The organism is Niabella ginsenosidivorans (assembly GCF_001654455.1).
Lineage (GTDB): Bacteria > Bacteroidota > Bacteroidia > Chitinophagales > Chitinophagaceae > Niabella > Niabella ginsenosidivorans.
In genome coordinates, this window is the sequence record NZ_CP015772.1 from 1,813,947 (window position 1) to 1,839,698 (window position 25,752).

General features: G+C 47.7%; 13 protein-coding genes. 3 read left to right on the top strand and 10 right to left on the bottom strand.

Going from position 1 to position 25,752, the window contains the following annotated elements; translation table 11 throughout:
- Positions 1-400: 400 nt before the first annotated feature.
- The 4 genes from A8C56_RS07600 to A8C56_RS24390 form a co-directional block, all read right to left on the bottom strand.
- The gene (locus A8C56_RS07600) at positions 401-3,565 is read right to left on the bottom strand and encodes an efflux RND transporter permease subunit (protein WP_067761738.1); all 3,165 of its coding nucleotides are present in this window, start codon (positions 3,563-3,565) and stop codon (positions 401-403) included.
- A 486-nt stretch (positions 3,566-4,051) separates the two neighbouring features.
- The gene (locus A8C56_RS07605) at positions 4,052-5,227 is read right to left on the bottom strand and encodes an efflux RND transporter periplasmic adaptor subunit (protein ID WP_067761740.1); all 1,176 of its coding nucleotides are present in this window, start codon (positions 5,225-5,227) and stop codon (positions 4,052-4,054) included.
- Between the two features lie 207 nt (positions 5,228-5,434).
- Positions 5,435-6,031: a TetR/AcrR family transcriptional regulator gene (locus A8C56_RS07610; RefSeq protein ID WP_067754076.1), complete on the bottom strand. Its 597-nt coding sequence runs from the start codon at positions 6,029-6,031 to the stop codon at positions 5,435-5,437.
- Between the two features lie 33 nt (positions 6,032-6,064).
- Positions 6,065-6,232 (bottom strand): hypothetical protein, encoded by a 168-nt coding sequence (locus tag A8C56_RS24390; protein WP_157097910.1) that lies wholly within the window; start codon positions 6,230-6,232, stop codon positions 6,065-6,067.
- Positions 6,233-6,443: 211 nt separating this feature from the next.
- On the opposite strand from A8C56_RS24390, the gene A8C56_RS07615 reads away from it, so the two are divergent.
- On the top strand, positions 6,444-7,049 hold the full coding sequence (locus A8C56_RS07615) for a hypothetical protein (RefSeq protein ID WP_067754079.1): 606 nt from the start codon (positions 6,444-6,446) through the stop codon (positions 7,047-7,049).
- A 426-nt stretch (positions 7,050-7,475) separates the two neighbouring features.
- Here A8C56_RS07615 and A8C56_RS07620 read toward each other — a convergent pair whose 3' ends face one another.
- From A8C56_RS07620 to A8C56_RS07640, 5 genes are all read right to left on the bottom strand, one after another.
- A complete protein-coding gene (locus A8C56_RS07620; RefSeq protein WP_084490090.1) occupies positions 7,476-9,086 on the bottom strand; it encodes an alpha-L-arabinofuranosidase C-terminal domain-containing protein in 1,611 nt (536 codons plus the stop codon).
- A gap of 54 nt (positions 9,087-9,140) precedes the next feature.
- Positions 9,141-10,775 carry a RagB/SusD family nutrient uptake outer membrane protein gene (locus A8C56_RS07625; RefSeq protein ID WP_157097911.1) on the bottom strand — a complete coding sequence of 545 codons (1,635 nt, stop codon included), beginning with the start codon at positions 10,773-10,775 and terminating at the stop codon, positions 9,141-9,143.
- Positions 10,776-10,814: 39 nt separating this feature from the next.
- Positions 10,815-13,895 carry a SusC/RagA family TonB-linked outer membrane protein gene (locus A8C56_RS07630; protein ID WP_067754088.1) on the bottom strand — a complete coding sequence of 1,027 codons (3,081 nt, stop codon included), beginning with the start codon at positions 13,893-13,895 and terminating at the stop codon, positions 10,815-10,817.
- An 85-nt stretch (positions 13,896-13,980) separates the two neighbouring features.
- Positions 13,981-15,234, bottom strand: coding sequence for an MFS transporter (locus A8C56_RS07635; protein ID WP_067754091.1), 1,254 nt, complete (start codon positions 15,232-15,234; stop codon positions 13,981-13,983).
- Complete coding sequence (locus A8C56_RS07640; protein WP_067754094.1) at positions 15,227-16,720, bottom strand: FAD-dependent oxidoreductase; 1,494 nt, start codon at positions 16,718-16,720, stop codon at positions 15,227-15,229. Before A8C56_RS07640 ends, A8C56_RS07635 begins: the two co-directional genes overlap by 8 nt.
- 48 nt (positions 16,721-16,768) lie before the next feature.
- Here A8C56_RS07640 and A8C56_RS07645 point away from each other — a divergent pair, with 48 nt between their 5' ends.
- Positions 16,769-17,884: a LacI family DNA-binding transcriptional regulator gene (locus A8C56_RS07645; RefSeq protein WP_169818753.1), complete on the top strand. Its 1,116-nt coding sequence runs from the start codon at positions 16,769-16,771 to the stop codon at positions 17,882-17,884.
- 522 nt (positions 17,885-18,406) lie between these two features.
- On the opposite strand, the gene A8C56_RS24075 is transcribed toward A8C56_RS07645, so the two are convergent.
- Entirely contained in the window at positions 18,407-24,694 is a 6,288-nt protein-coding gene (locus A8C56_RS24075; protein ID WP_084490412.1) for an alpha-2-macroglobulin family protein, read from the bottom strand.
- A 401-nt stretch (positions 24,695-25,095) separates the two neighbouring features.
- Between A8C56_RS24075 and A8C56_RS07655 the strand changes: the two genes are divergently transcribed.
- A complete protein-coding gene (locus A8C56_RS07655) occupies positions 25,096-25,752 on the top strand; it encodes a protein-L-isoaspartate(D-aspartate) O-methyltransferase (protein ID WP_067754097.1) in 657 nt (218 codons plus the stop codon).

A 25,752-nucleotide genomic window follows, 5' to 3' on the forward strand; every position in this document is an offset into this window, starting at 1 on the left:
ATCACACTGTCGTTATGCTGAGCAGAGTGTTCCCGAACCTTCGTGTCGAAATAGCTCTTCGGATTAAAAGATCCTTCGGTTGCTCTGCCGATTGGCGAATGCGCTCAGAATAACAATTTTTGTTGTCACGGTGAGGCAACCATAAAAACATTGCATTTAAGTTCATTCGGATGACAAATTTTTTTTAATCGTCATCCCGAGCGCAGCCGAGGGATCTCTGTATTCTCAGAGAGATTCCTCCGCTCATTCCGCTCTGCTCCATTCGGTCGGAATGACGTTCCTTATGTAGATTCATTTCCAATAACTTACAACACTTGTCATTAACAGCCTGACGAACCGTGGTATTTATAGTCAAATCATGCTTCGTCAGGCTCAGCATGACAATCACCGTGACAACAGCTTATTCCATTTCCCAGTCATCCTCCTCATGAGCTCTTTTTGCCACAACCTTTTCCTGCAGGTACTGGAAAATGATGTACAACACAGGAATGATAAAGATGCCGAGCAACACACCCGTAAGCATGCCGCCAACCGTACTGTAGCCAATAGAGTGGTTACCGATGGCCGAGGCGCCTTTTGCAAACACCAGCGGCAGCATTCCTACAATGAACGCAAAGGAGGTCATTAAGATGGGGCGCAGCCGTAAACGTGAGGCTTCCAGCGCGGAGGCCACCAGGCTCATGCCTTTGCGCCGCCGCTGTACTGCATATTCCACAATCAGGATGGCGTTCTTCGCCAGCAGCCCGATGAGCATGATCAGCCCGATCTGTACATAAATATTATTTTCCAGCCCTGCAAACCCGATGAAAAGGAACACACCCAATATACCTGCGGGCACCGTAAGGATCACCGCAAAGGGCAGTATATAACTTTCATACTGTGCGGAAAGCAGAAAGTAAACAAAGATGATGCTGAGCAGGAAGATGTACACCTGCTGACTGCCGGCACTTCTTTCCTCGCGGGTAATACCTGTCCACTCGTACGAGTAGCCTCTTGGTAATGCCGTCTTTGCTGTTTCTTCAATAGCATGGATCGCATCCCCCGTACTGTAACCTGGCTTGGGCATCCCGTTGATCGTAACCGCATTGAAGAGGTTGTTACGGGTTACGGTTTCCGGTCCAAATACCCGCTTTAGCTTTACCAGTGTTTTCACGGGTACCATTTCACCCAGGTTGTTTTTTACAAAGATCTCATCCAGGGACGCGGGGTCCTTACGGTATGGAATATCTGCCTGCGCCATTACCCGGTAATATTTTCCGAAGCGGTTGAAATCGGATACAAAGCTGCTCCCGAAATAGATCTGCAGGGTTTGCATCAGGTCGTTAACGGATACACCCAGCTGTTTTGCTTTTATATAATCTGTTTCTATTGAAAACTGCGGGTTGCCTGCTGCAAAAGTGGTAAAGGCATAAGCTATTTCCTTTCTTTTCATTAATGCGCCGATAAAGGCACCTGCGGTATTGCCCAGTTTATCCAGCGGGCCGTTGGTACGGTCCTGCAACATGAATTCAAAACCGCTTACGTTGCCAAAACCCTGAACGGTAGGAAAGTTGAAGAAAAAAGTATTGGCATCTTTTACTGAAGTTACTTTTCCCGTAAGCGCTGCTGCGATCTCATCCGGGTTTTTCAATGCCCCGCGTTTGTCCACATCCTTCAGCCGGATGAAACCTGCTGCGTAAGGAGAAGCACTGGCATTGCTGATAAAGTTCAACCCGTCTGCCACCCAAAGATTATTTACCGCTTCTTCTTTTTTAATGATCTTGTCGATCGCTTCTGTGGCTTTATGGGTACGGTGCAGGGAGCTTCCGGGTGGTGTATTAACGGCATACAATACAAAACCCTGGTCTTCCGTTGGAATAAAACCGGTAGGCGTCCGTTTAATAAGCAGGTAACTGGCTACTGCTATAAGGGCCAGCGCACCAACAGCGATCCATTTTTTACGGATCAGGAAACGCAGGCTTCCTACATACCGGTTGGTTAAAGACCGGAAACCTGCATTAAAAGCAGCAAAGAAGCGACCTGCAAACCCGGCGGGTTTTTGATGGTGGCCTTTTTCACCGGCATTGTGCGGGCTTTTTAAAAAAAGCGCGCACAATGCGGGACTCAGTGTTAATGCATTAACCGCCGATATTAAAATGGCGATGGCCAGTGTAAAGGCAAACTGCCTGTAGAACACGCCAGCCGGGCCCTGCATAAAACCGACCGGTACAAACACTGCCGCCATTACCAGGGTGATGGAAATGATGGCGCCGGAGATCTCGTTCATAGACTGCACGGTGGCTTTGCGCACCGGCATATCCTTGTGCTCCATTTTTGCGTGCACGGCCTCCACTACCACAATGGCATCATCCACCACAATACCAATGGCCAGCACCAGCGCAAACAGCGTTAACAGGTTAATGGTAAAACCGAATAGCTGCAGGAAGAAGAAGGTACCTACAATAGCCACCGGCACTGCAATAGCCGGTATGAGCGTGGAACGGAAATCCTGCAGGAAAATAAATACCACAATAAATACCAGTATGAATGCAATGATGAGCGTTTCCCGTACCTGGTGTATGGACGCGTCCAGGAATTCCTTGGAGTTATACATGGTAACCGGTTTGATGCCTTTGGGCATGGTCGTGTACAGCTCTTTTAACTGTTTGTCCACCTCGGTAAGAATGTCGTTAGCGTTGGATCCGGCGGTCTGCAAAATAGCAAACCCGGAAACCGGTTTCCCGTTCAGGCGGTTGTTGGCGTTGTAGGTAAAAGCGCCAAACTCCACACGGGCCAGGTCTTTCAGCCGCAGCACGGAACCATTGGCATTGGCTTTTATGACGATATTTTCATAATCCTCATTCTGGTTCAGCTTGCCTTTATACTTCATCACATATTCAAATACCTCATCGCTGTTCTGGCCCAGCCGGCCGGGAGCTGCTTCCAGGCTCTGGTCCTTGATGGCTGCCAGTACATCCTGGGGAGAGAGGCTGTTGGCTGCCAGGCGGTCCGGTTTCAGCCAGATGCGCATAGAATAATCTTTGGCGCCAAACACCTGTGCCTGTGCCACACCGGGGATCCGCTGTATCTGGGGGATCACGTTGATCTTTAAAAAGTTTTCCAGGAACAACTCATCATATTGCGTGCTGTCTTCACTATAAAGACCGGTGAACATGATAAAGCTGTTCTGTACCTTTTGCGTGGAGATGCCTGATTGCACTACTTCCTGAGGGATCTGGTTGACGGCTTTTGATACACGGTTCTGAACGTTCACTGAAGCAATATCGGGGTCAGTCCCCTGTTTGAAAAATACGGTCAGGGTCATGGTGCCATCATTACTGGAATTGGAGGTCATGTAGGTCATGTTCTCCACGCCGTTAATGGCTTCTTCCAATGGTGTTGCCACAGAACGGGCCACTACTTCTCCGTTAGCGCCCGGGTAGGTAGCTGTTACCTGCACACTGGGTGGTGCAATATCCGGGAATAATGTAACCGGCAGCGAGAAAAGGGATAAGATACCCAGCAAAAGCAGAATCACTGAAATTACAGTGGATAATACGGGTCGTTGTATGAATTTTTTAAGCATGATAAATGAGTTGTAAGAATGCTGTGCGTAAATAATGCCAGTCAAATATTAAAAGTGGTTCAATAAGTAATGTTATGCTGAGCTTGACGCCTGCCCGCCATAGCGGAACCATGATTTTTTGAAAAATGTCCCCGCCCGAACGACGTTCAGTCGGGCTGGCTTTGTCAGGCCCGGTCCGGTCGGACGGGCTCAGGATGACACTGTCTTTTAGAAGTCCAAACGATATAATCGGGATAAAAGATCCCTGAAGCAACAGGGTTGCTGTTTTTTCAGGGTATGTTATCCGAAAAAATAAGTGTGATCAAATGGGCTGACCAATAGTCGCTACACGTCATCCGATAGTCTTTATGTAAAAGGATTCGACTGGAGCGAAGCAGAGAAATCTCCTTATCTGATATTTATGTATTCGAGATTTCTCAACTTATTTCTCAACTTCACTACGTTACGCTCGAAATGACGGCTATTGGGTCCATCCAATCAATCCCGCTAAATCGGGTTTGCCTTTAATACACTGTCGGCGGAAACCAGTTGGGGTTGTATCTGTGCGCCATCTTTCAGGTTACCGGTACCGGAGAGTACGATCTTTTCACCCGCGGAAAGTCCTTTGTTCACAAAATAGAAGTAGGCATTTTTACCGGAAACCCCGATGGGTTTACTGCTTACTTTGTTACCGGCATCTACGGTAAATACAAAAACCTTATCCTGGATCTCAAAAGTGGCTTCCTGTGGCACTACCAATACTTTGTTAAAGAGCTGCGGCAGGCGTATTTTCCCGGTGTTGCCGCTCCTCAATATCTTATTGGGATTAGGAAAGGCTGCGCGGAAATTAATAGCGCCGATGGTCTTGTCAAACTGTCCCTGTACCAGCTCTATCTTTCCTTTCTGCGGGTACACCGTATTGTCGGCTAATAACAGCTCAACAGCAGGAACGTTCTTTAATTTCTGCTCAATGGTTTCGCCCGGGTATTTATTTTTAAAGGCAATAAAATCGGGCTCGCTCATGGAAAAGTAGGCGTACATGGTATTGACATCGCTGAGCATGGTGAGCGGTTGCGCTTCTCCGCGTCCGACAAGACTTCCTGTTTTAAAAGGAATGCTGCCGATGTACCCGTTCACCGGTGCTTTGATCAGCGTGTAGCTTACATTGATCTCAGCATTGCGTACCATCGCTTTTGCCTGTGCCAGTGCAGCGGCGGCGGCGTTATAATTGGCTTTTGCAGTTTTCAGCTGTACATCAGATACAACGCTGTTATCCACCAGTGGTTTCAGCCGGTCTACATCTACCTGCGCTTTCTGCATGCTGGCCTGTGCTGCCAGCAGGCTGGCCTTTGCATTGTTCAAAGCTTCATTGTATAACTGGGCGTTAATCTTAAACAATGGCTGGCCGGCGGTTACGTAGGCGCCTTCATCTACATAGATCTTTTCCAGGTAACCGTCTACCTGCGGGCGTATTTCCACATTTTCTTTTCCTTCCAGGGATGAAGAAAATTCCTGGTACACCGTAACAGGTGATTCGGGAGCTCCCATTACAGGCAATGCCGGTGCCTGGTTTTGGGGAGCCGGATTGGCAGATCTGCTGACGCAGTTTTGCAGTGAAAGGGAAAGCGCAATAAGCGCCGGTACAAAAATGAGTGTGTGAATGGTATGGTTGTTTGTTTTCATCTGTAAAGTAGTTTTTGAGTCAAAGAAATAGATGTCCGGCCGGGCCATTAGCCCCCGGTGCTTGTGCCGGAAACTGATGCCCGGGCATAATGATCCTGTTTGTAAGCGTGGATCCCGCTTTCTCTCAGCAACGCGAACCCGTTGTCGCCTGCTGCTCCATTTCAGGAGTACATTAAAGAATTACCACTGGATGTTGTTTTTTTTGGCTTAAAGATTTTGAATAATATTCACCACCATCTGATCCAACACCGATACGTTCATTGTTTGCGGAACATCGGCACTTCTTGCGATCATGATCGATGTAAAACCATGTATTGCTGACCAGAATGCATGTGTTTTATAACACGCGGATTCAACATTGGTTTTCTTTTCAATGATTATTTTTTTTATGATTTCGTAAATGATATCCTGTAAAGCTCCGAATTCTGTTTTCATTTTTCCTTCACCGCAACAGGGCATGCCCACACCAAACATCAGTTTAAAATAACTTTTGTTCTTAAGCGCAAACTTCCAGTAACATTCTACAAGCGCTTTCAGTTCTTCCTGGGGCGACTCTTTTTTTGAAATGGCTTTATGAATGTTTGACAACAACAGCTTGAACCCGTCCTGCGAAATTTCAAAAAGAATGGCCTCCTTGTTGGCAAAATGATCATAGATAACGGGAGCACTGTATTCGATCGCATCCGCTATTTTCCGTATGGACAGGGATTCCCATCCTTCATGCTTTACCAGCTGCAAGGCTGCCTCAATGATCTTTTTGCGGATCATTTCCTTTTCCCTCAATTTACGCTCTGCTACACTCATAAAAGTAAAATTTACCTAACAGTGTTAGCAAAGTTAACGGTGTTTCGAAATTACTTCCAAATTTTTTTTGAAAAAAACAGGAGAAGCCGTAAAACAACCTGCGCGTTCCGGTGGGCGGTTATTGCTTTTTACAGGGTGTAAATAATTGTTTTTTAATACTTGTGTCTTGGAAAGTGCTTTTGAAAAAATAGTTGTCTTCATGCTGTTTTTGTTTTTTGAAGCTCAAAGCTAAAAACAGGGGATGACAGCAGTGTGTCAGGATGTTTTGTTTTTGAAATGTTTTTGAGCACCATGGAGGCTTGCGGAACAGATGGTGTATCTGAATATTTTATTCGATACAATGCAGCAGTTTGCTTTTCATTGTTTTGTTAAATAGGCTATATTAGTGATATAAATAAAATCGGAACTACTCATGAGAGCAAAAACACACTTACTGGCTATTGTGCTTCTGACAATTGTTGCATGTAATAATAACCATGTACAGCATCAACCTGTAGCTGATGTTCCAAAGGCCTTGGAAGATAACAATAATTCATACAAACTGATTTCAAAAAGAAGTACCGGGGATCTGGTAGAAAACCTTTACAGTGAATTGATAAGTAAAAACAAGAATCTAGAGCAACTGGAAGCAGGATTGGACACTCTCAGTCAAAGCAGGGTTGACTCTACTGACCCGTTCAATCAGTTCAATCAAAAAGTCCTGTCGTATTACAATGCAGCCGATCAGCATATAAATCATATTGCGGACTCTTTGTTAAGGGACAAAATCAGGAATCTGGTGGAAAGCTATCTGGCAAAGTATGTCGCCACAACGGCGAAGCATAATGAACTTTTGAAGACGATCAATGCCAAAAACGTGAAATTAAGTGATCTTCATACCGTATTAAAAATTGTAAAGACACTTCCTCAGATTGAAAGATATCAGAAAGAAAACCTGCCAGGCACCTTATCACTTGAAGGGTATATTAAAAAGCAGGATGAGGCAATTAAAAAGGAAGATCAGATGATGGATCAATAAACAATAAAAGACAATGACAAGTAGATTACTAAAGCGAATGTCATGGTGTGCTTGACGAACCATGCCCTTCGTCAGGCTGCTAATGACAGATTACATTATACGTTGAAAACCAATCCTACTTTAGTCATGCTGAATTCCCGCCCGGACGGGTATTTCAGCATCTATGTATATGATCACTCAACAGACCCTGAAACAGGAATAGATCCCGGGACAAGCCCGGGATGACATCTTCAGGATGACCCGTAGGAATGATTGTCATTGCCTCATCCGAACTTTCGGATGATTTTGTTTTTACAAATGGAAAACTCAGGGTGACATACTACTATTATTAGTCTTTACAGCATTTTTTAGTAACAGTCCGCGTATGATCCGGGCGGACGGGCCTGACGAACCATGAGAAGCAACATTATTTAAATCGGATTGAAGTTACATCCGAACCAGTTTTACGATCATCACCGCGCAGGGCAGCAGCTTTGTGCTGTAGCTTCCTTTCCTGTTATTCACAGTTCGGATCTTCGGGATCAATACATCCCTGTCTGTAACACTATTGAAAGCATTAATATTCTGATCAGCTATTTCCCAGGTCTGCGTTACTTTATAACCTTTTGGAACAGTGACTGCAACTTCCCGGCCGGTATTCCAGGAACGGTTGACCAGTGAAATATAAATGCCTTTTTCTGAAGATCGTACCGCTGCCGCATCAATATAAGTGAGCTGCTCATTGCCCGTTTTTATTTCTTTACAATCGCCGTCAATAGTAGCTGCAGCGGCTGCCCCTGTGATACCGGGGCCCTTTACGGTTACTTCCAGCTTTGAGCCCGTCATCCATTGCCGGTATTGTTTAAAGAGATAGAAGAGCGGTGTCTTTAACGCATCATTAGTGCCTATAGTGCGGATGAGGCCATGCCCGTTTACCGGGAAGATATAATTGGCCATGCCCACTACAGGGCTTTGGCGAATGAATACATTCAACATGCCCGCGGCCACCGCTACATCAAACTGCCGCCTGGGTGACTGACGCGTAAATTTGTATTCTCCGTTTTCAAGTACGGAATGCCGGTTGTTCCATTCATCGATGCATAACCGTACAGGATCCCCTGCTTTGCTTTTGTTATAACGGCCAAGAAGGTTGCTAAGCAGCCGGAGATGCGCTTCCATTTTTGCCGGTGCAAAAAGCGTATTATCCGGGTTCTGCAACTGCCCGTCCTTTAGCTTGCTGACCACATAATAATGCTGTGTAAGATAATCGATAGCCTGCCCGCTTTTTTCCAGTACTGTACTGTCCCATGCTGCTGTATGTCCAACGCCTAAAAGATGCAGCTCCGGGTATTTGCTATGGATGGTTCCGGCCCATACCGCCAGCCGGTCGCCATACCCGGCGGCTGTTTCCTCCTTATGCCGGCCCCAGGGGCCATAATTTTCATTGCCGATGCCCCAGTACTGTACTTTGTAAGGTTCTTTGTGACCATATGCCGCACGTAAGCGGCCACCATTGGTCGTATCCGGGTTGCCATTCACATATTCGATCCAGTCCAGCGCTTCCCATAAAGTACCGCCATATAACGGGTGGTTGGCCATATTAAAATTAATATAGGGCTGGGTGTTGATCTCTTTACACCATTGCAGAAATTCATCCGTTCCAAACTGGTAATTTTCTTTTCCTTTCCAGGCATAGGTGGGCACTACCGGGCGCAGCTTACGCGGCCCAATCCCATCGCGCCAACGGTACTCGTGTATGACCGTGCCGCCGGGCCAGCGCATTACAGGAATATCTAATTCTTTCAGTAACCGGGTTATGTGTGGCAGCACATTTCCGTTACCGTCAGTAACGCCACCATAGATCACGCTGTCGTTGACGTTTTCCAGCATCTGCCCGTAGATCATCGGGTCAACCGGTTCGGGGTCTTGTTGTATGCTGATGGTGACTATAGTTTTTTGTTGTGCATAGCCGTTTGGGTGCATCCCTATAAAAAGCAAGAGGAATGCCCCCGGTAATCGAAAAAACAGGTGTGCCGCTGTTGTATGAATTCGTTGCATGACAGGAAATTGGCGGGTGAAAATAAGTATAATAAGCTATTACAGGGAACAATTTTAATACCCCGGGTTCTGTGTCAGATTTTTATTGGTCTGTATCTCAATATCCGGTATCGGCCATACATAGTTGGCCGGATTGATAAAGGTACGTACCTGTATAACCCGCATCTTATCCTTATCCGGTACCTTGCTATAATCCGGCGTACCGTTGGCATCAATGGCAGGAGCTACGGAAAGAAATCCCCTTGGGTTACGGCCATAGCAGGGCCCGTTCAGCACTTTATCTGCGATCTTCCAGCGGATAATATCAAAATAACGCAACCCTTCTCCGGCCAGCTCTACTTTGCGTTCTTTGCGTACAACGGAACGCAGCTCGGCGCTTGTTTTTCCACTGGCGATATCAGGCATACCGGCTCTTTCCCGGATCTTATTGATGGCTGTATAAACTGATGCATCAATTTGTCCTGCTTCAATTTTTGCTTCTGCATAATTCAGCAATACCTCCGCATAGCGGATGATGATGGTATTGATCTCTGATCTTGTAGGATCTTTTTCCGAAGAATCTGCATACTTTCTCCAACAGTAGCCGGAAAAACTTGCATAGGTATGTGTTGCATCCAGGTTATTGACACGGACAGCGGGAGACACATTGTAGTTCCAGCACATCAGGCTGTCCTTGTTGGTTTCAAACTGGTACCCGTAATACACAGAGCCGGGCAGCGCAATGGTCATGGCCAGCCTGGGATCCCTGTTTTTAAAGGGATGCGCGGGATCATACAGAGGCGACTGATCTATGGATAACCCATCCGTGCAGTCATATGCGTCTACCAGGGCCTGCACCGGTATCCGGTTGCTGTACCCCCCGGCCATCCGGGAGCGGTAGGAAAGCGTCGTCTGATGATAGATATCGTTATAATTGAACTGGATAGCCCAGATGATCTCCTTAGAGGTTTCGCCGGACAGCATAGTAAGCGCCGCGTAATCGGGGTTCAGCACATACTCTGTTCCTTCCTGCTGCATTACCTTTTGAGCGGCTTCAATGGCATCTTCCCATTGCTCATTATAGAGGGCTACTCTTGATGCCAGCGCCCATGCGGCACCGGAAGAAACATTCATGGTGTTGGGCTGGTTGGCAGCAGGAAGCAATGCAGCTGCTGCTTTTAGCTCCGAGAGCACGAAATCAGTTACTTCCTTTTTAGGATTGCGGCCCACATAGGCTTCCTGTAAGGTCTGGCTTTTGATGATCAGCGGTACATCGCCATATAATTGTGAAAGTATGGAGTAGCTGTAGGCTCTTAAAAACCGTGCAGTGGCCTGTACATTCTGTTTGGCCTCCTCACTGGCATCGGCCACCCTGTCCATATGATCCAGCAAAAAATTGCATCGGGAAATAACGGTGTACATTGTATTCCAGATGGTGTTTACATCGCCGGCTGTGGGTGTGCCCCAGGAAGCATTGGGCGTAACATCCCTGTTGGCGGCAATGTCAGAGTACATCTCAAACCAGATGGCGTAAGGATTTTCTCCAAATCTTAAATTAAGCGGACTAAAACATCCTACCAATGCCGCCTGCATTTCAGATGCGGTGGCCGGGAAGGTTTCTGTTGAAGGCGCATCCAGGGGCAGCTTGTTGAGCTCCTTTGTGCAGGAGCATACCAGGATGATCATATATAAATAGAATAGCTTTTTCATGCGTGTAAATTTTATAAAAACATGCAATTTTCTTTCGTATCAGAACCTGAGGTTAATACCCAGGTTATAGGTTTTTACCTGCGGATAATAGGAACCGTTGCTGGCAGCATCGATCTCCGGATCCCAGCCCGGCCAGAAATGATCCATGGTAAACAGGTTTTCGCCGGATACATAGATCCGCAGCTGGCTGATACCGGCTTTTTGTAATAGCTGTTTGGGAATTGTATAGCCGAGCTGTATATTTTTAACCCGTAAATAGGCAGCGCTTTTCATCCAGAAATCTGAGAGCTGGGTATTGTTGGTCTCCCCAAAAGCAAGACGTGGAAAAACGGCATTCGGATCAGGGTTATCAATGGTCCACCTGTTTTTCTGATATTCATACGCAGTGCCGCCGGTAAGGAACGGCTGTATGGCATTGCCGGTTAAGTAACCATCTCTTTTGCCAACGCCCTGGAAGAAAACAGAAAAATCAAATCCTTTACAGGCCGCATTCAGGTTCAGGCTGTAGGTAAACCGCGGAATGGTGCTGCCCAGCACTTCCCGGTCGGATCCGTTGATGATGCCATCTTCCACCAGGTCTGCATACCGGATGTCTCCCGGAGCCAGCTTTCCGAATTGCTGGGCATGCAGGTAGCTGCCATCGGCACCAAAATCCGCTGCGGATAAAAGCCCCATAGACTTGTAGAGATATAAGGAGTTAATCGGATAACCTTCCCTGTTTACAATCGTGCCTGTTTGCTGGATGCCTTTAAGATCCAGTACCTTATTTTTAACATCAGACAATGTAAATGTGGCCCCATATTTAAATGCTTTTGCGGCATCAGAAGTATAATCCAGCTGCAGATCCCAGCCCTTGTTTTCCACTATCCCGGCATTTTGAAACGGCGCTGCAACACCCATTGTTTTGGGAATGCTCAGCTGCAATAAAATATCCCGGGTCTTTTTATAATAATAATCAAAAGAAACAGAAAGGTTATGCCACAACCGGGCATCCAGCCCGATATTGCTCATTTCGGTGGTTTCCCATGAAATATCCGTATTGGCCAGGCTCACAATGGCCGCGCCGTTCTGAACTTCTCCGTTGGAAACATACCTGGGATCCAGCGATACGGTGGGTGCAAAAGGATAGTTGGTACCTATTTCCTGGTTGCCCAGCTGCCCCCAGGAGGCCCGCAGTTTTAATTCATTCAATACATCCTGCGCCGCTTTCATAAATGGTTCTTCTGAAATGCGCCAGCCGGCAGAAAAGGAAGGGAAGGCGCCCCATTTGTTACCGGCAGCAAAGCGGGAAGAACCATCATAGCGCAGGTTTGCTTCCAGCAGGTATTTATTATCAAAGGCATAATTGATCCTGCCAAAATAGGAAATGAGTGTCCACTCCGTTGCATACCCGTTATTTTTCATATTGGCTGATGAACCACCGGAAAGCACAGGATAATCCGGGAACAGAAAATTATCCCGGAAGGCGCTGAAACCACTGTTAGACCCGGTGTAATACTGATAACCGGCCAGTGCACCAAGCGAATGCTTGCCAACATTTTTTGAAAAAGTAAGCGTGGCTTCCAGTTGGTTGGTCTTGTTCTGGTCCGTACTCTGATCCATGGTATTTACAGCCGGTACTGTAAAGCGCAATGCCCCGTCCGGATCATAGGTCTTAACCATATTTACAAAAGAGCGCACATTGGGCTGGGAATAAGTAGGGGCAAAGCTGATCTTACCTGTTAAAAAATCAAAGGGCTTATAGCTTAATGAAAAGTTACCGGCCAGGGGATAGCTGGTCTCTCTCCAGAATCCTCCATTGTTGATTATGGCCACCGGGTTGACGCCGTTCTGTCCCTCTGCCCACAGACCATTGGAATATTTTACAGCCTGTACGGCAGGCAGCTTATTCATCAGTCCGAAAATAAGCGCCGTGCCGGTAGTGCTGCCCAGCGCAGCGCCTGAACCGCCCGGGAACTGTGCTACCGACTGCCGGTCAGTATTTACCAGGAATACATCGAAAGATCCGCTTAATTTCGACGACAGTTGTACATTGGCGTTCAGCCGGGCGTAGTAGCGTTTGAAGTTCACATTATCAATCAGCCCTCCCTGGTTTAAATAGCCAAAGCTGCCGAAGAACTGAATCCTGTCTGTACCGCCGGAAGCGGTTATTACGTGATTGGTCTGGATGCCACTGCCGGTCAGTACCGCCTTCTGCCAATCCACATCCGGGTAGTGATCCGGATCTGTTGCTTTATTATTTTTATAGTTATTAATATACTCGTCGGAGTACAGCGGGCTTAAGCCCACATTGGTGTATGCTTCGTTAAGGAGCTGTATATGATCCAGCCCGTTGACCATTTTGGGCAGATTGGTGGCGCTTTGTTTGCCAACATACCCGTCATAGGAAAAGGAAAATTTTCCTTTCTTTCCCCTTTTGGTGGTAATAAGGATAACTCCGTTGGCCGCCCTGGATCCGTAAATGGCAGAGGAGGCGGCGTCCTTTAGAACGGAAATGGATTCAATGGAAGATACATCTACCGCATCCATCGACATTACAACGCCATCCACCAGCACCAGCGGGTTAGAATTATTGAGCGTGCCAATGCCGCGCACTCTTACGGTACCTCCGTCAACCCCCGGCTGGCCGGTGCTTTGTGTAATGGTAACGCCCGGTGCTACGCCCTGCAGGGCCATGGAGGTTTGTCCTACCTGGCGTTTGGCCATTTCTTCACCGGAAACGGCGGAAACGGCGCCGGTAAGGTTCACCTTTTTAGCAGTACCATAACCAATGACCACTACTTCTTCCAATCCTCTGGTATCGGCCTCCATAGTAATGGACAATGCGGTTTTCCCTTCAACGGACAGCTCCTGTGTAAGATAGCCTACAGCAGAGCAAACCAGTATGGCATCCGGCGCGGCTTCCAGCCGGAAGCTGCCCTGCTCATCGGACGTGGTGCCCAGTATCGGATTATTTTTTACGCTAACGGACACCCCCTGTAGCGGGCTGCCCTGCGCGGTGGTTATTTTTCCGCTGATCATTGTTTTCTGCTGTGCATTTAATGAAACGGAAATCAGCAGCAATGCCAGCAGGTGAATCCGGAAAGCGCTTCCGGCATAATGTAAAATCTTTTTTATCATATGGACATTATTTTGGTGATTAATACTCAATTCAGCAATCGTTTACGTAGCAGACCTATAAGGTTTTTTAAACCTTATAGGTCTGTCATAGCCGGATGATCTGGCCCAGCTTACCGATCAGCAGTTGTACCCCGAAAAAAGTGAGCAGGTACATGAGTCCTACGGCAATAAAAACAGGCGTATAGGAAACGTTCTGAACCGTCCAGCCAATGGCAAACTGGGTAAGGATGGACGCACACCCGCCCAGCGTGCCACCCAGCCCGGTTAACGTGCCCTGTACCGATTTGGGAAATACTTCCGCCGGTAGGGTAATATTGCCCCACAGCCCGTGCCCGAACATGACGCCCGTAATGGCCATCAGGGCAATGGATAAGCTATGCGATTGAAACAACGCCAGGCAACAAAGGGGAATGAGCAGGGAAGCCGTCAGCATTACGGTTTTGCGTGCACGGTTCAGCGACCAGCCGTTGCTGATGAGCTTCCGTGGGATAATGCCCCCGGCAATGGTACCAATGGCCAGGGCCAGGTAGGGGATCCACGCAAAATAGCCAACAAGGTTTAATGACATGCTCTGTTCTTCCTGTAAATATTTAGGGATCCAGAAAATAAGGAAATAGGTGCAGGGATCAATAAAGATACGCGCCACAAAACAACCCCAGGACTGGCGCATGCCCAGCAGTTGCCGGATGCCTGCCTTTTTTTTCGAAACCTCGGGTTCTGTATCGCTTTCTATATATTGCAGCTCTTTCTTTGTAATGCGGGGGTGGGTTTGCGGGGTATAATAATATTTCCACCAGCAATACACCCATACAAAACCGATAATACCGGTAGCTACAAAAGCAGACTGCCAGCCCCAGGCAAGGGTAATAAAGCTGACCAGCGGGGCTGCTACGGCTGCCCCTGCGGAAGAGCCTGCATTCAGCAGTCCTATGGCCAGCGCGCGTTCCTTTAACGGGAACCATTCGGCGGCAGCTTTTACCCCTGCAGGGAAATTGCCGCTTTCTGCTGCACCCAGCAGGAACCGGGCACCACAAAACTGTGCTACGGTTTTGGCAAAACCATGCAGCACATTGGCCACGGACCAGCCGCCGGCAAACCAGAGCAGGCTCCTGCGGGTGCCCCATTTATCTACCAGCCGCCCGCTGATGGCATACAGGATCGTATAGCTGAGCAAAAAGGAAGAAGTGATCCAGGAATAATCCATATCTGACAACCGAAGCTCTTTCTGGATAGAGGGTGCCAGTACAGACAATACCTGCCGGTCCAGATAATTGAGCGCCGACACAAAGAACAAAAGCGCACCAATGCCCCAGCGTATATTACCGGTACCCTTATCCATGCTCCATATCTTTAAAAGGATTAAAATGGCTGGCCGCCGCCCCGGAACCGTCTCCCTTGGTCAGGGCCAGTTTGGCGTTGGCTTCCATCGGGTCTTCCATACCAATAAGGTATTGCCCCTGTTCAATCAATGCGGCCCTCAATGCTTTTGTATCTACCTCTCTGGTGGTCAGTTGCTGCTTTACCATGGCGGCGGCCGCAACACCGGCACCCTGGCCAATACCCATGCAGGTGGCCATTACACGTGCGGAGCCAAAGGCGGTATGTGTGGCGGAAATGCTTCTGCCGGCTACCAGTACATTGTCCAGCCCGGCCGGCAGCAGGCTGCGGTAAGGAATTTCGTAAACGGCCTTGCCGGATCCCGTAAAGATCTGCTGTTCCCCTTCCGGCGGGTGAATGTCGATGGCAAAAGTGCCGCAGGCAATGCCATCCTCAAAAGCGCGGTTGGAAAGTACATCCTGTTCGGTCAGTTTATAGTCGCCTTTTATATGCCTTGTTTCCCGCACGCCCACCTGCACGCCCGTGTCCAGGATATATGAGTTTTCAAAACCACCCACATGTTTTTTCAGAAAGTTATGGATCGCCCAGGCCTGTGAGCGGGTCTCCACTTCCGCGCGTGTAAGATCAGCGGCATTGGTGCCGTCGATGCCCTGGAGCCGGGTGGCATTCACTGCTATTTGTCCCTCCTGTGGTAACTGGTAAAATAAAATCCTGGGTGCTGCGTCTTTGGGAAACTCACCCGTTTCCATGCCTTTTTTTACCAGCTCCTTTAGCCCCAGAAATGCGATGGCTTCGCTGGAATCAATTTCTTCATCGGTAGGAGCGTCCTTCAGCAGGTCGCGGTTTTGTTTCATCCAGTTTCTGAGCGTTGTTATATCAATACCGCCGATGCGGTAAAACAGGGTCACCGGCTGCATGGCGCCGTCTTCTTCGCGGCCTTTTACAAACGGTGCCCCGGCCATCGCCGCAATATCAGCATCAGCAGAGCAGTCAATGATCACCTGCGGGCAAATGGCCTGGCGGCCTGATTTATTTTCGATAATAACAGCAGTAACTTTCCCGTTCTCTTTCTGTACCCCCACTGCCCATGTATGTAATAACAGTTCCACACCTGCTTCCTGTGCCATCTGAAATAAAAGGTATTTCATACCTTCCGGGTCAAAGGGCGTCATGGAAGCATTGTCAAACGTAAGATCGGTAATATGGCCCTGTGAAGATTTTAATGCAACGAGCCGGTTTACCAGTTCACCGGCAATACCGCGGATCACCTGTTTGCCTTGCACATCATGAAAGGTGAACATGGGGTTTACCATTGCAATGGTTAAGTTTCCTCCCAGGAAGCCATAACGTTCCAGCAGCAGCACTTTTGCCCCGTTCCTTGCAGCGGCAATGGCTGCGCCAATACCCGCAGGGCCTGCACCCACTACCAGCACTTCCGGGCGGGCATATACCGGCAGCGCTCGTTTTTCTTCTTCAATAAAATTCATATGACAACTAATTTTCTGCTAATCTATTGCCCAATAACCGATAAAACAATGAATCGGATCATAAATTATGCGGGAACATTCCCGCAACCGTTCCCGCAATTTCGTATCTTTCCAAATAAGGAACGATTTTGTTTTATGAAGAATCATCAGATAACGATCATTGATATTGCGCGGGAACTGGGCATCTCCAAGTCTACCGTTTCCCGTGCTTTGACCAACAGCACCAACATCAGCCCGGAAACGAGGGAGGCGGTACTTAAAAAAGCAAAGGAACTGGATTACCAGCCCAATATGCTGGCGCTGGGCCTTATCCGTAATGAATCGCGCACCCTTGGTGTGGTGATACCGGATATACAGAAACCATTTTTTGCTGCTATTGTAAGCGGCATTCAGCATACGGTAAGCCGTATTGGCTATCGTATTGTGATTGCGCAGTCGGACGAATCGCCCGAAGTGGAAAAAGAAAATATAAAGGCCCTCATGCTGAGCCGCGTGGATGGTTTTATTGTATGCCATACCCGCGATACAAAAGACTTTGAGCACATTAAGCTGCTGCATGGTAAAGGCTACCCGCTGGTGTCTTTTGCCCGTATTTGCCCGGAGCTGCCCATACCCAAAGTGGTGGAAGATGATTTTAACGGGCTTTATACCACTACCCAGCATCTGATAGAACAGGGTAAAAAAAGGATCGCGCTCCTGGCGGGGCCACGGCAACTGCTGGCCAGCAAATTACGGGTGAACGGGTATAAGGTGGCATTGCAGCAGCATGGTATTCCGTTTGATAAAGAACTGGTGGCGCATACAAAATTCCTGCACGACCAGGTGGCGGCTGCACTGGAACGCTGGCTAAGTCTGAAAAACCCGCCGGATGGAATCTGCACGGTGTATGATGCCGGCGCAGTAAAGCTGGTTGAACTGCTGAAACAAAAAGGCATAAAGGTCCCGGATGAGATCGCTGTTGCGGGTTTTGGAGATGATCCTGCCGCATCCATCATAGAGCCGGGGCTGACCTCCTATGCGCAAAAGCCTTATGAAATAGGAGTGGTTGCCGGCAGGTACATGCTGGACCTGCTGAACAAAAAATACCCCGTGCATCATTCGGACATGACCATTTGCAAGGGAACGCTGGTAGTACGCAAATCAACCTGCAGCCGGCTCAGATAGGGGGAGTGCCCGGTGCCATTTACGAAGCAGCGCATTGTATGCTTTAAACATGGTGACCTGTAACAGAAACCGATTTCCTGAACCGGTAATAGTGTATGGTCAGGAGAATAAAATAAGGAAGAAAAATGGCGGCGATATCGCCCATTAATACCTTTTAGATTAAAATCCGTTCAATAAGCAATCTCGTGGGAGCTTGTCGAACCATAATTCATTTGACAAACTTCCTTCGTCAGGATGACAATACTTTTTTTAAAGCATCTAATTGGTATAAAACCAGCAGTACAATAACAATAAGCAAAGGCAGCAGGAAAAAGCTGCGCAATGAGTGCCAGCGATGGACACGGATGCTTTTATTAAGATTCAGATAGATGGTGGCGGAGCCGATCGCCATCATTAGAATGATGCCAACACTGCTGATACATGCACTGCCGCACAAGGGAGTGACACAACAGGCGATGATAGCAGCACTGCAGCCGGGTCCATAAAAAAAACATTATGTTGCTTTGTAACAATAGGGTTGCTTTATGGATCAATAGTAACTCTTATTCCTTCGCTGTGCGCGGTAAATTCCGGCGCATACATGCACTGGATGCTGGTAATGCCATTGCTGAAGTTTCCGGCAACGGTTGCAAACAGATTGTATTCAAATACATAGGCTCCCTTTGGCAGGTAGCCGAAAAAGAAATTGGTACTGGCGTCCCTGGTGGTTTCATAATAACCCAGGCCACCCTGCCATTTGTAGGAGCTGAGCACATTTACCGGCTCAAAACCACTAGCACGCATGTCTTTTAGATGTACGTATTCCATATCCCGGTCAGCCCGCAGCTCTATGCGCACTTTTATCTTATCGCCTACTTTTACGGAACCACCTTCTGCCACCGGTGTTAATACAGGGCCCCGGTCGCTATTGGTTTCCACAAATAATTTTTTGCTGAGCTGTAACGGCGTTTCCGCAAAGCTGATCTTGTCCAGGTCTTCAAAGTATTGCCAGTACAGGCTTCCCCAGGTGGGCAGGCTGCTGCTTTGATTGCCAGATGCAGGGGCCTTTACAAACACTTCAACGTTGCCCATTGCCGGTTTTACCTTTTCCCCCGGAATGGTCTTTTTCAGATAGCCTGTTCCTGCTTCTGCTCCTTCCCCGGATGAGGTGATCTCCATAGCTCCCAGTTGTATTTTTACGTCGGGCGTTATCGTAAGCCATTGCGTTCCCTGTAATAATAAGGCGTAGCAGGCTTCAGCCGTAGCTTTGGTGCTTTCCCAGTTATTGGTCTGCTTGTTTTTCAGCAGCCAGGTACGCAGATCATCTGCTGTCTTTTTATCTTTTGCAATTTCTTCAAAAGCTTCTATGATGAGTGCCTGGCGCTCAATGGGCGCCTCATACCACCACCAGCTGCGGGCGGCATCTTTATAATACATGCCCAGCTCTTCATTGTTTACAGCCGTCTCCTGTAGAGACTTTAAGATCGCTTTTGGCGTAGCTGCATCGCCCTTGCGGTGCAGCGCCAGGGCAATCATGCCCTGCATGTATTCGTTGGCCTTTGTCCATGTCCTGGCTGCGCGATCCGTAAAGTAAGTAACGGCTTTTTGGGCATCCGCAGGAATTTTCTGATCATCAAAAAAGCTGCGCATGTATAAATACTGGATCATATAATAAGAAGGAGTGTATTCATTTAGCCTGACTTTATTGCGGATCAGTTCTTCGTATTCCTCTTTTATACGTGCATCCAGGTAGGGAATGGCTTTGCGGATGATGCTGTTTAATTTTTGTGCCTGCGATGGTTCAATCGCGTTTATCTTTTTCAGATGTCCGATGCCGGTCAGAATGTACTGCGTCATGTAACGATCGTCCCTGCCGCCTTTGAACCATACAAAACCGCCGTTGGGACTTTGCAGCTGGCTGAGCTTATCATAAGCGCTGTTCAGCTCCCGGCTCATGCGCACCAGGTCAAACAACAGGGTAATGTTCTTTTTTTGCTGTGTTTCATTCCGGGCCTGCAGCACCCAGGGAGTTTCTTCCAGCAACACCGCTTTCAGCTCCTGGTTCTTTTGCAGGTTGCTGAGCAGGGCAGCAGTATCGGCCCCGGAAGGGGAGGCTTTCGACCATTGTTCGAATACCTGTTTTATTTTGGGCGAACTATTGGCAATGAGCGTAGCCAGTGAGTTGGCGTAATAGCGGTTCCAGGTCTGCTCTGCGCATTCATAAGGGTATTCCATCATATACGGCAGTGCCTGTACCGCATACCATGCGGGGTTGGATGTATATTCCACTGTTAATGCCTGCGTGGTAAGCGTTTCACTGCCGCCGCTTTTGAGCAGTTTATCAAACCCGAATTTTTTAGTGCCAAAGCCGCGCAGCTGCAAAGGCAATGATTCGGTAACCAGCATACGGTTGGTGAGTACCGGCAGCATGCTCTCTTCACCATCGCTTAGCGCTGTTAGGCTGTCACTGGTAACTTTTGCCACAATGCGCCAGGTTATGGCCTTGCTAAACTGGTAGGGCACTTCTACGGGAAATTTTACGGCCTGGCTTTGCCCCGCCGCTATGGTAAAATATTGCTGCGGTATGGCGTTCTTAAACCAGCCATCAATGGGCTCATTGGTGGCTGCATCAAACAATTGCAGGGTGGCAATACCGGTTACTTCTTTTGCCGACAGGTTCACCACCTTGGTACTGAGCTCCAGTTTGTCGCCTTCCCTCAAAAAGCGCGGTATGTTGGGCTGTATCATCAGCTCTTTTTGGGTAATAATCTCTTTGGAGGAATAGCCCAATGCAAGATCCCTGGTATGCGCCATTGCCTGGAACTTCCACCGGGTAAGTGCTTCGGGCATGGTAAAGGAAAAGCGGATATTGCCCCGGGCGTCTGTTTTCAGATCAGGAAAAAAGAAAGCGGTTTCATTAAAGTTGCGACGCGGTGTAACAGCTGCATTATTTTCCTCAGGCAACTGGAAACCATTTTTCGTTTTTATGACGATAACGCCGTTGGCTCCTTTTGCCCCGTAAATAGCAGTAGCTTCTGCGTTCTTTAATATTTCTATGCTGGTTATCTGGTCGGCAGGGATCAGTTCTGTGGGGTTACCGGTGCCGGTGTATATTTTACCGTCAATAATATATAAAGGGGGCGTGCCGGATGCTGCCGTGCTATTGCCGCGTATGAGTATGCCCGATTGCTCCTGCGCTATGGCTGCATCGGCAGCAGGCGCGCTTATCCCCCTTACGGCACCCGTGAGCGCTTTTCTCATCACCCTGCCGTACCCCACAGTTACTACTTCTTCTAAATAGCCGCCGCTGTAGTAGCCGGGAAAAGCAAACTGATCATAGTTTTTTTCATAGCTTTCATAGCTGGAGGCTATTGTATTGTTATCTTGTGAACGGATGCCCGTAAAATTACTGTTGGCGTTCCATGCAGCAGTATTATAACGGCTGGACCATAATGCGGGTATGTTCCATTGATGCGGGTAAAACTGGTCTAAGGAGGCATCGTACATACCGGCCAGCATTTCAGCCGCCACCCGGCTGCCTTTATACCCGCTGATCTTTATGCTCCACTTTTCTTCTGCACCGGGCAGGGCCTTATCCCTGAAGGTTTCATATTCTATTTTCAGGTCTTTATTGGTCCAGGGCACATGGATCGTCTGATTGCTGGTATAGACCCGGTTATTTTTTACAAACAAAAAACCTACGCTATAGCCACCCCTGTCTTTTTCGGTGGCACCCAGCTCCAGCTTCTTTATGCTGTTGTTGAGCGAAGAGAAGGTATAGCTGGTCTGATCCTTACTGATGCTTTGTACCAGGAACACCTCCGGTGCGGCACTGCCTATTTCAATACTGGTTGTTTCTCCGGGCTCAATGGCAGCAGGTGCTTTTGTCCATAAATATTGCGGAAAAGCAAGCCGGCCCTGCTTTTCATTATAGACTTCCGTATAATGAATGTCTTTTACTTCTTTCCCGTTTTTGTCCTTTGCTGTAACTTCAACTACATAATAACCGGGCTCTACAGCACTTTTGTTTAACACAAAGGTTCCTGTTGAATCAGTTACGCCCGACTGAAGAACCACCTGCTGCTCTTTTGGCCAGTTGGCCGGCTCGTTCTCATTCTTATAAATGTCGTTGGGGAAGTTCTTTATATATTCTTCTTTTGACAGTACAAACTGGTCGGGCTGCTCCCAGTAGCGGCTTCTGAGCAAACGTTGCTCGGGCTTCAGCCTTGTAATGGTTACGTTAACAGTTGCTTTTTCAAAACTGCCTGCCATATTTTCTGTTCGGATATTCAGTTGCTGCAGCTGCTCTGGCAGAACACGTGCAGGAATATCAGCTTTTATCAATAAGGATTTATAGCCTACCGCAACCCCGTTTTCCCCGCTTCTTACCTCCCCGTTGATATCGGTAACATCTGCATAAACCCGGTAGTCAAACACAGGCTCCATTTCCGGATCAATACTCCGGTCGGGTATCGCATTAAAGCGGATAACAAATTTGCCATCTGCATCGGTTGTGGTGGTTCCCTGTGTAATTTCCATCTGCTGCTGGTTTACCGGCCACCAGTAACGGGCCCGGATCCAGGGATAGGGGAAGCGCGCCTGGCGTACCACACGATAACTTACCGCGGCATTGTCCACATTATTACCGGCGTAGGCTTTTGCAAAACCAGTAATGGTGATGTCTTCGTTCAGTTGATAGGTGCCTTTCATTTTTTCAAAATCCACGTAAAACTTCGGGCGCTTGTATTCTTCCATTTTAAAAGAGCAGCTTCCATCAGGGCTGGAAATGCTGAAGTTGCCATTGAGGCCATTTTCCGGCAGTTGAAAAGTGCCGTTAAAGGAGCCAAACTCATTGGTAGTAACAGCTATGTCTGAGACCTTCTGATGGTTGGCATCATACAGGGTTACGGTTGTTTTAAATCCTGTAAGGATCCCGGATCTCTTATCCCGGGGATCATAGCTGACGGCTATACCTTTAAAATAAACAGTCTGCCCGGGGCGGTACAGACTGCGATCTGTAAAAAAGAATACCCGGTTCGATTTTTTGGTATCAGTGCGGGTATAATCGTTGTAATAATAGCCGCTGCTTTGATCGTCCATAAACAGGCGTTCATCATTGTAAGTAATATCCAATAAATAGTTATAACCGGCGATTCGTTTTGCTGTTGCAGTGTTTTGTTGGTGCTTAAAGGTAAAATGCCCGTTTGGGTCGGTGATCAAGTCCGCTATTTTTGTGTTGGTGTACCTGCGTGCCGTGTAGTTATAAGCCTTATTCCATACCGTCACCTTTGCATGGGGCAGGGGCTGCCCGCTGTTCCGGTCCAGAACAAAAAAGTCGTTTTTATTATTCACATAACTGATGCCGGAGATATAGGTGAGCTGGGCTGCAAGAATATTTCCGGACTGCCGGAAGTCTTCATGGAGGGATGTTAACACATAATATTCTCCTGCCGGTAAGCCTTCCGCTTTTATTTCCACACGATGCTGCCGGTAATCATCTGAAGCGGGTAATGCCTGCTGCCAGCTGTTTACGGGCTGCGCTGCTGTAAGCTGGCTCCAGTACCCCGGGTTGCTACCGGGATCCGTAACAGCGTTTTTTAGTTCCCTGGTAGCCTTAATAACGCGCAGGTAAACAACGGGCGCATTTTTATAAGTAATGAACAGGCGAAAGGGCGCTAAAGGTATATTTACTTTCTCCAGCTGGAAGCCCAGCTCCGGCTGACGTAGTTGCTGCAGCAGGTTCCGGGCATTTACGCTTCCCTCGCTTTTTTCTTTTGCGGCGGCAATTTTTTCAAGGATCGCTTTTGCGTTTGCTATGTGCCGGTCATCAGGGTGCTTTTTGTTGTCAGGCAGATTGCCCTGGTTGTACTGCCATTGCGCCATCAGGAACCAGGCCTGTGCTGCGGCAGGAAGGTCAGCGTATTTTTGGGCAATTTTTTCAAGCGCAGCATAATAGAGCGTATCCTTATCGGGGTTTACAGCATGGTCATATACAAACTGCAGGCGGCTGATATCTGCATCAATCAGGGCATCGGGTTTATTATCCTTTAAGTGAAATTGTAATAATTGCTGATAAATGCGCAATGCATTCAATAATAGCGATGCGGAATCTTTTGTCTGAAAAACAGTGTGGGAAAAGGTCTCAGCGGTTGCAAAGGCTTCCGGCTGACTGATCTCAAACCGGTATGCAGGTTGTGTTACGGACCGCTCGGGGTTGGTAAAATAGTCAAGCGCGCGGTAAGCCAGCAGGTCATAAAGAGTAGAGCGCAGGTAACGCATGTTTCCTTTGATGATCAGCGCATCGTAGGCTTCTAATTTTGTATGCTGCAGCAATGGCGCATCCTGTAAGGACGCCAGGTATAAGCGGCTGATCTGCCGGTTAAAATCATCAATCGTCCAGGTGGCAGGATCAGTTTTTTCAAATTGTGTTGTGTTGGTACGGTTGTACAGCTGGTACCGGTGCCGGTTAAAATATTGCTGGTACACACCGGCCAGGTAGCTTTTCAGCAGGGAAGCAGCAGGTTCTCTTGTGGCAGCTGTTTCTTTTTCCAGCTCACTAATGCTGCGGAGCCCGTTATCTTCCCGGTTCTCCTGCTGCAACTGGTTCATATATATGAGCGCTTTTACTATTTGTGCATCCTGTTGATCGGTCTTTGCTTTTGTGTATATTTTTTTTACGATTTCAAGAGCAGATTTAGGCAGCCCTTTATTTACATTATCTGTTACTGTTTCCCAATCGGACTCATAATTCTTTACGGATTGAGCAGAGCTTTTCATAAATAAAAAAAGAAGCGTTATTAAAAACAGGACATTGGTTTTCAGGATCTTCATAAATGCTGGTTTATTGATAGATGCAGATACAGGTAAAATTACATAAAACGGCAACTAAATGCGGGTTTGGCCGGATAGTTTGTAGTGGAGGTAGCTAGTAGTAAGTAGCGAGCAGGGAGTGGGGAGTAGTAAGTGGGGCGCTGATAACTGATAGCTGAGAAACCGGAGGTGGTTCATGGTTTATCCTGGCAAGTGGTGAGTGGGGAGTAGTAAGCGGGGCGCTGAAACTAAGAACTAAAAACTGATAACAAAGCTAAAAGTGAAATAAAGAATGGTGAACGGACAAGAATAATGACAGAGAACATTGAAGGCTGACAATTACATCTTTCATCTCACGTCTCAAATCTCAATTCTCAATTCCTCATGCCGTGAAAAACAGAAATCAGTTACATTTGCCACTTATGAGGAGGACGTTAGAAGATACATACCGGCACAAAGGCTTGAGAAAAAAACTGGTTGAGGTTATAAAAGAAAAAGGGATAACGGATGAAGCAGTGCTTGAAACGATGAATGCTATTCCCCGTCATTTCTTTCTGGATTCTGCATTTGACGATGTGGCTTATGAAGACCGGGCCTTTCCCATAGGTGAGGGGCAAACTATTTCCCAGCCTTATACGGTAGCTTATCAAACACAATTGCTGGAGGTCCGGCCCGGGCAGAAAGTGCTGGAAATAGGCACAGGAAGCGCTTACCAGGCTGTGGTGCTGGCAAAGATGGGCGTTAAAGTGTTTACGATTGAGCGCCAGAAAAACCTGTTTGAGGAAAATAAAAAATTTGCTTACCTGAAACAGTTCCCGTTCATCAAATTTTTTTATGGCGATGGGTACCAGGGGCTGCCTACTTATGCCCCGTTTGACAGGGTGCTGATCACGGCCGCAGCCCCGGAAGTGCCTCAAAAGCTGCTTGATCAGCTGAAACCCGGAGGAATGATGGTCATTCCTGTGGGAACGGGGAGTATACAGCAAATGAAGCGGATCTGGAAACAGGCAGACGGAACCATAAAAGAAGAAGTATTTGATCATTTTTCTTTTGTTCCGATGCTGACAGGAAAAAATTAA

Bases quoted from the DNA above. Each gene is read 5' to 3' on its own strand.
- A8C56_RS24390 (WP_157097910.1), bottom strand. From the start codon at position 6,232: ATGAAGACAACTATTTTTTCAAAAGCACTTTCCAAGACACAAGTATTA.
- A8C56_RS07645 (WP_169818753.1), top strand. From the start codon at position 16,769: ATGAATCGGATCATAAATTATGCGGGAACATTCCCGCAACCGTTCCCG.
- A8C56_RS07610 (WP_067754076.1), bottom strand. From the start codon at position 6,031: ATGAGTGTAGCAGAGCGTAAATTGAGGGAAAAGGAAATGATCCGCAAA.
- A8C56_RS07635 (WP_067754091.1), bottom strand. From the start codon at position 15,234: ATGGATAAGGGTACCGGTAATATACGCTGGGGCATTGGTGCGCTTTTG.
- A8C56_RS07620 (WP_084490090.1), bottom strand. From the start codon at position 9,086: ATGCAACGAATTCATACAACAGCGGCACACCTGTTTTTTCGATTACCG.
- A8C56_RS07600 (WP_067761738.1), bottom strand. From the start codon at position 3,565: ATGCTTAAAAAATTCATACAACGACCCGTATTATCCACTGTAATTTCA.
- A8C56_RS07655 (WP_067754097.1), top strand. From the start codon at position 25,096: ATGAGGAGGACGTTAGAAGATACATACCGGCACAAAGGCTTGAGAAAA.
- A8C56_RS07615 (WP_067754079.1), top strand. From the start codon at position 6,444: ATGAGAGCAAAAACACACTTACTGGCTATTGTGCTTCTGACAATTGTT.
- A8C56_RS24075 (WP_084490412.1), bottom strand. From the start codon at position 24,694: ATGAAGATCCTGAAAACCAATGTCCTGTTTTTAATAACGCTTCTTTTT.
- A8C56_RS07605 (WP_067761740.1), bottom strand. From the start codon at position 5,227: ATGAAAACAAACAACCATACCATTCACACACTCATTTTTGTACCGGCG.
- A8C56_RS07640 (WP_067754094.1), bottom strand. From the start codon at position 16,720: ATGAATTTTATTGAAGAAGAAAAACGAGCGCTGCCGGTATATGCCCGC.
- A8C56_RS07625 (WP_157097911.1), bottom strand. From the start codon at position 10,775: ATGAAAAAGCTATTCTATTTATATATGATCATCCTGGTATGCTCCTGC.
- A8C56_RS07630 (WP_067754088.1), bottom strand. From the start codon at position 13,895: ATGATAAAAAAGATTTTACATTATGCCGGAAGCGCTTTCCGGATTCAC.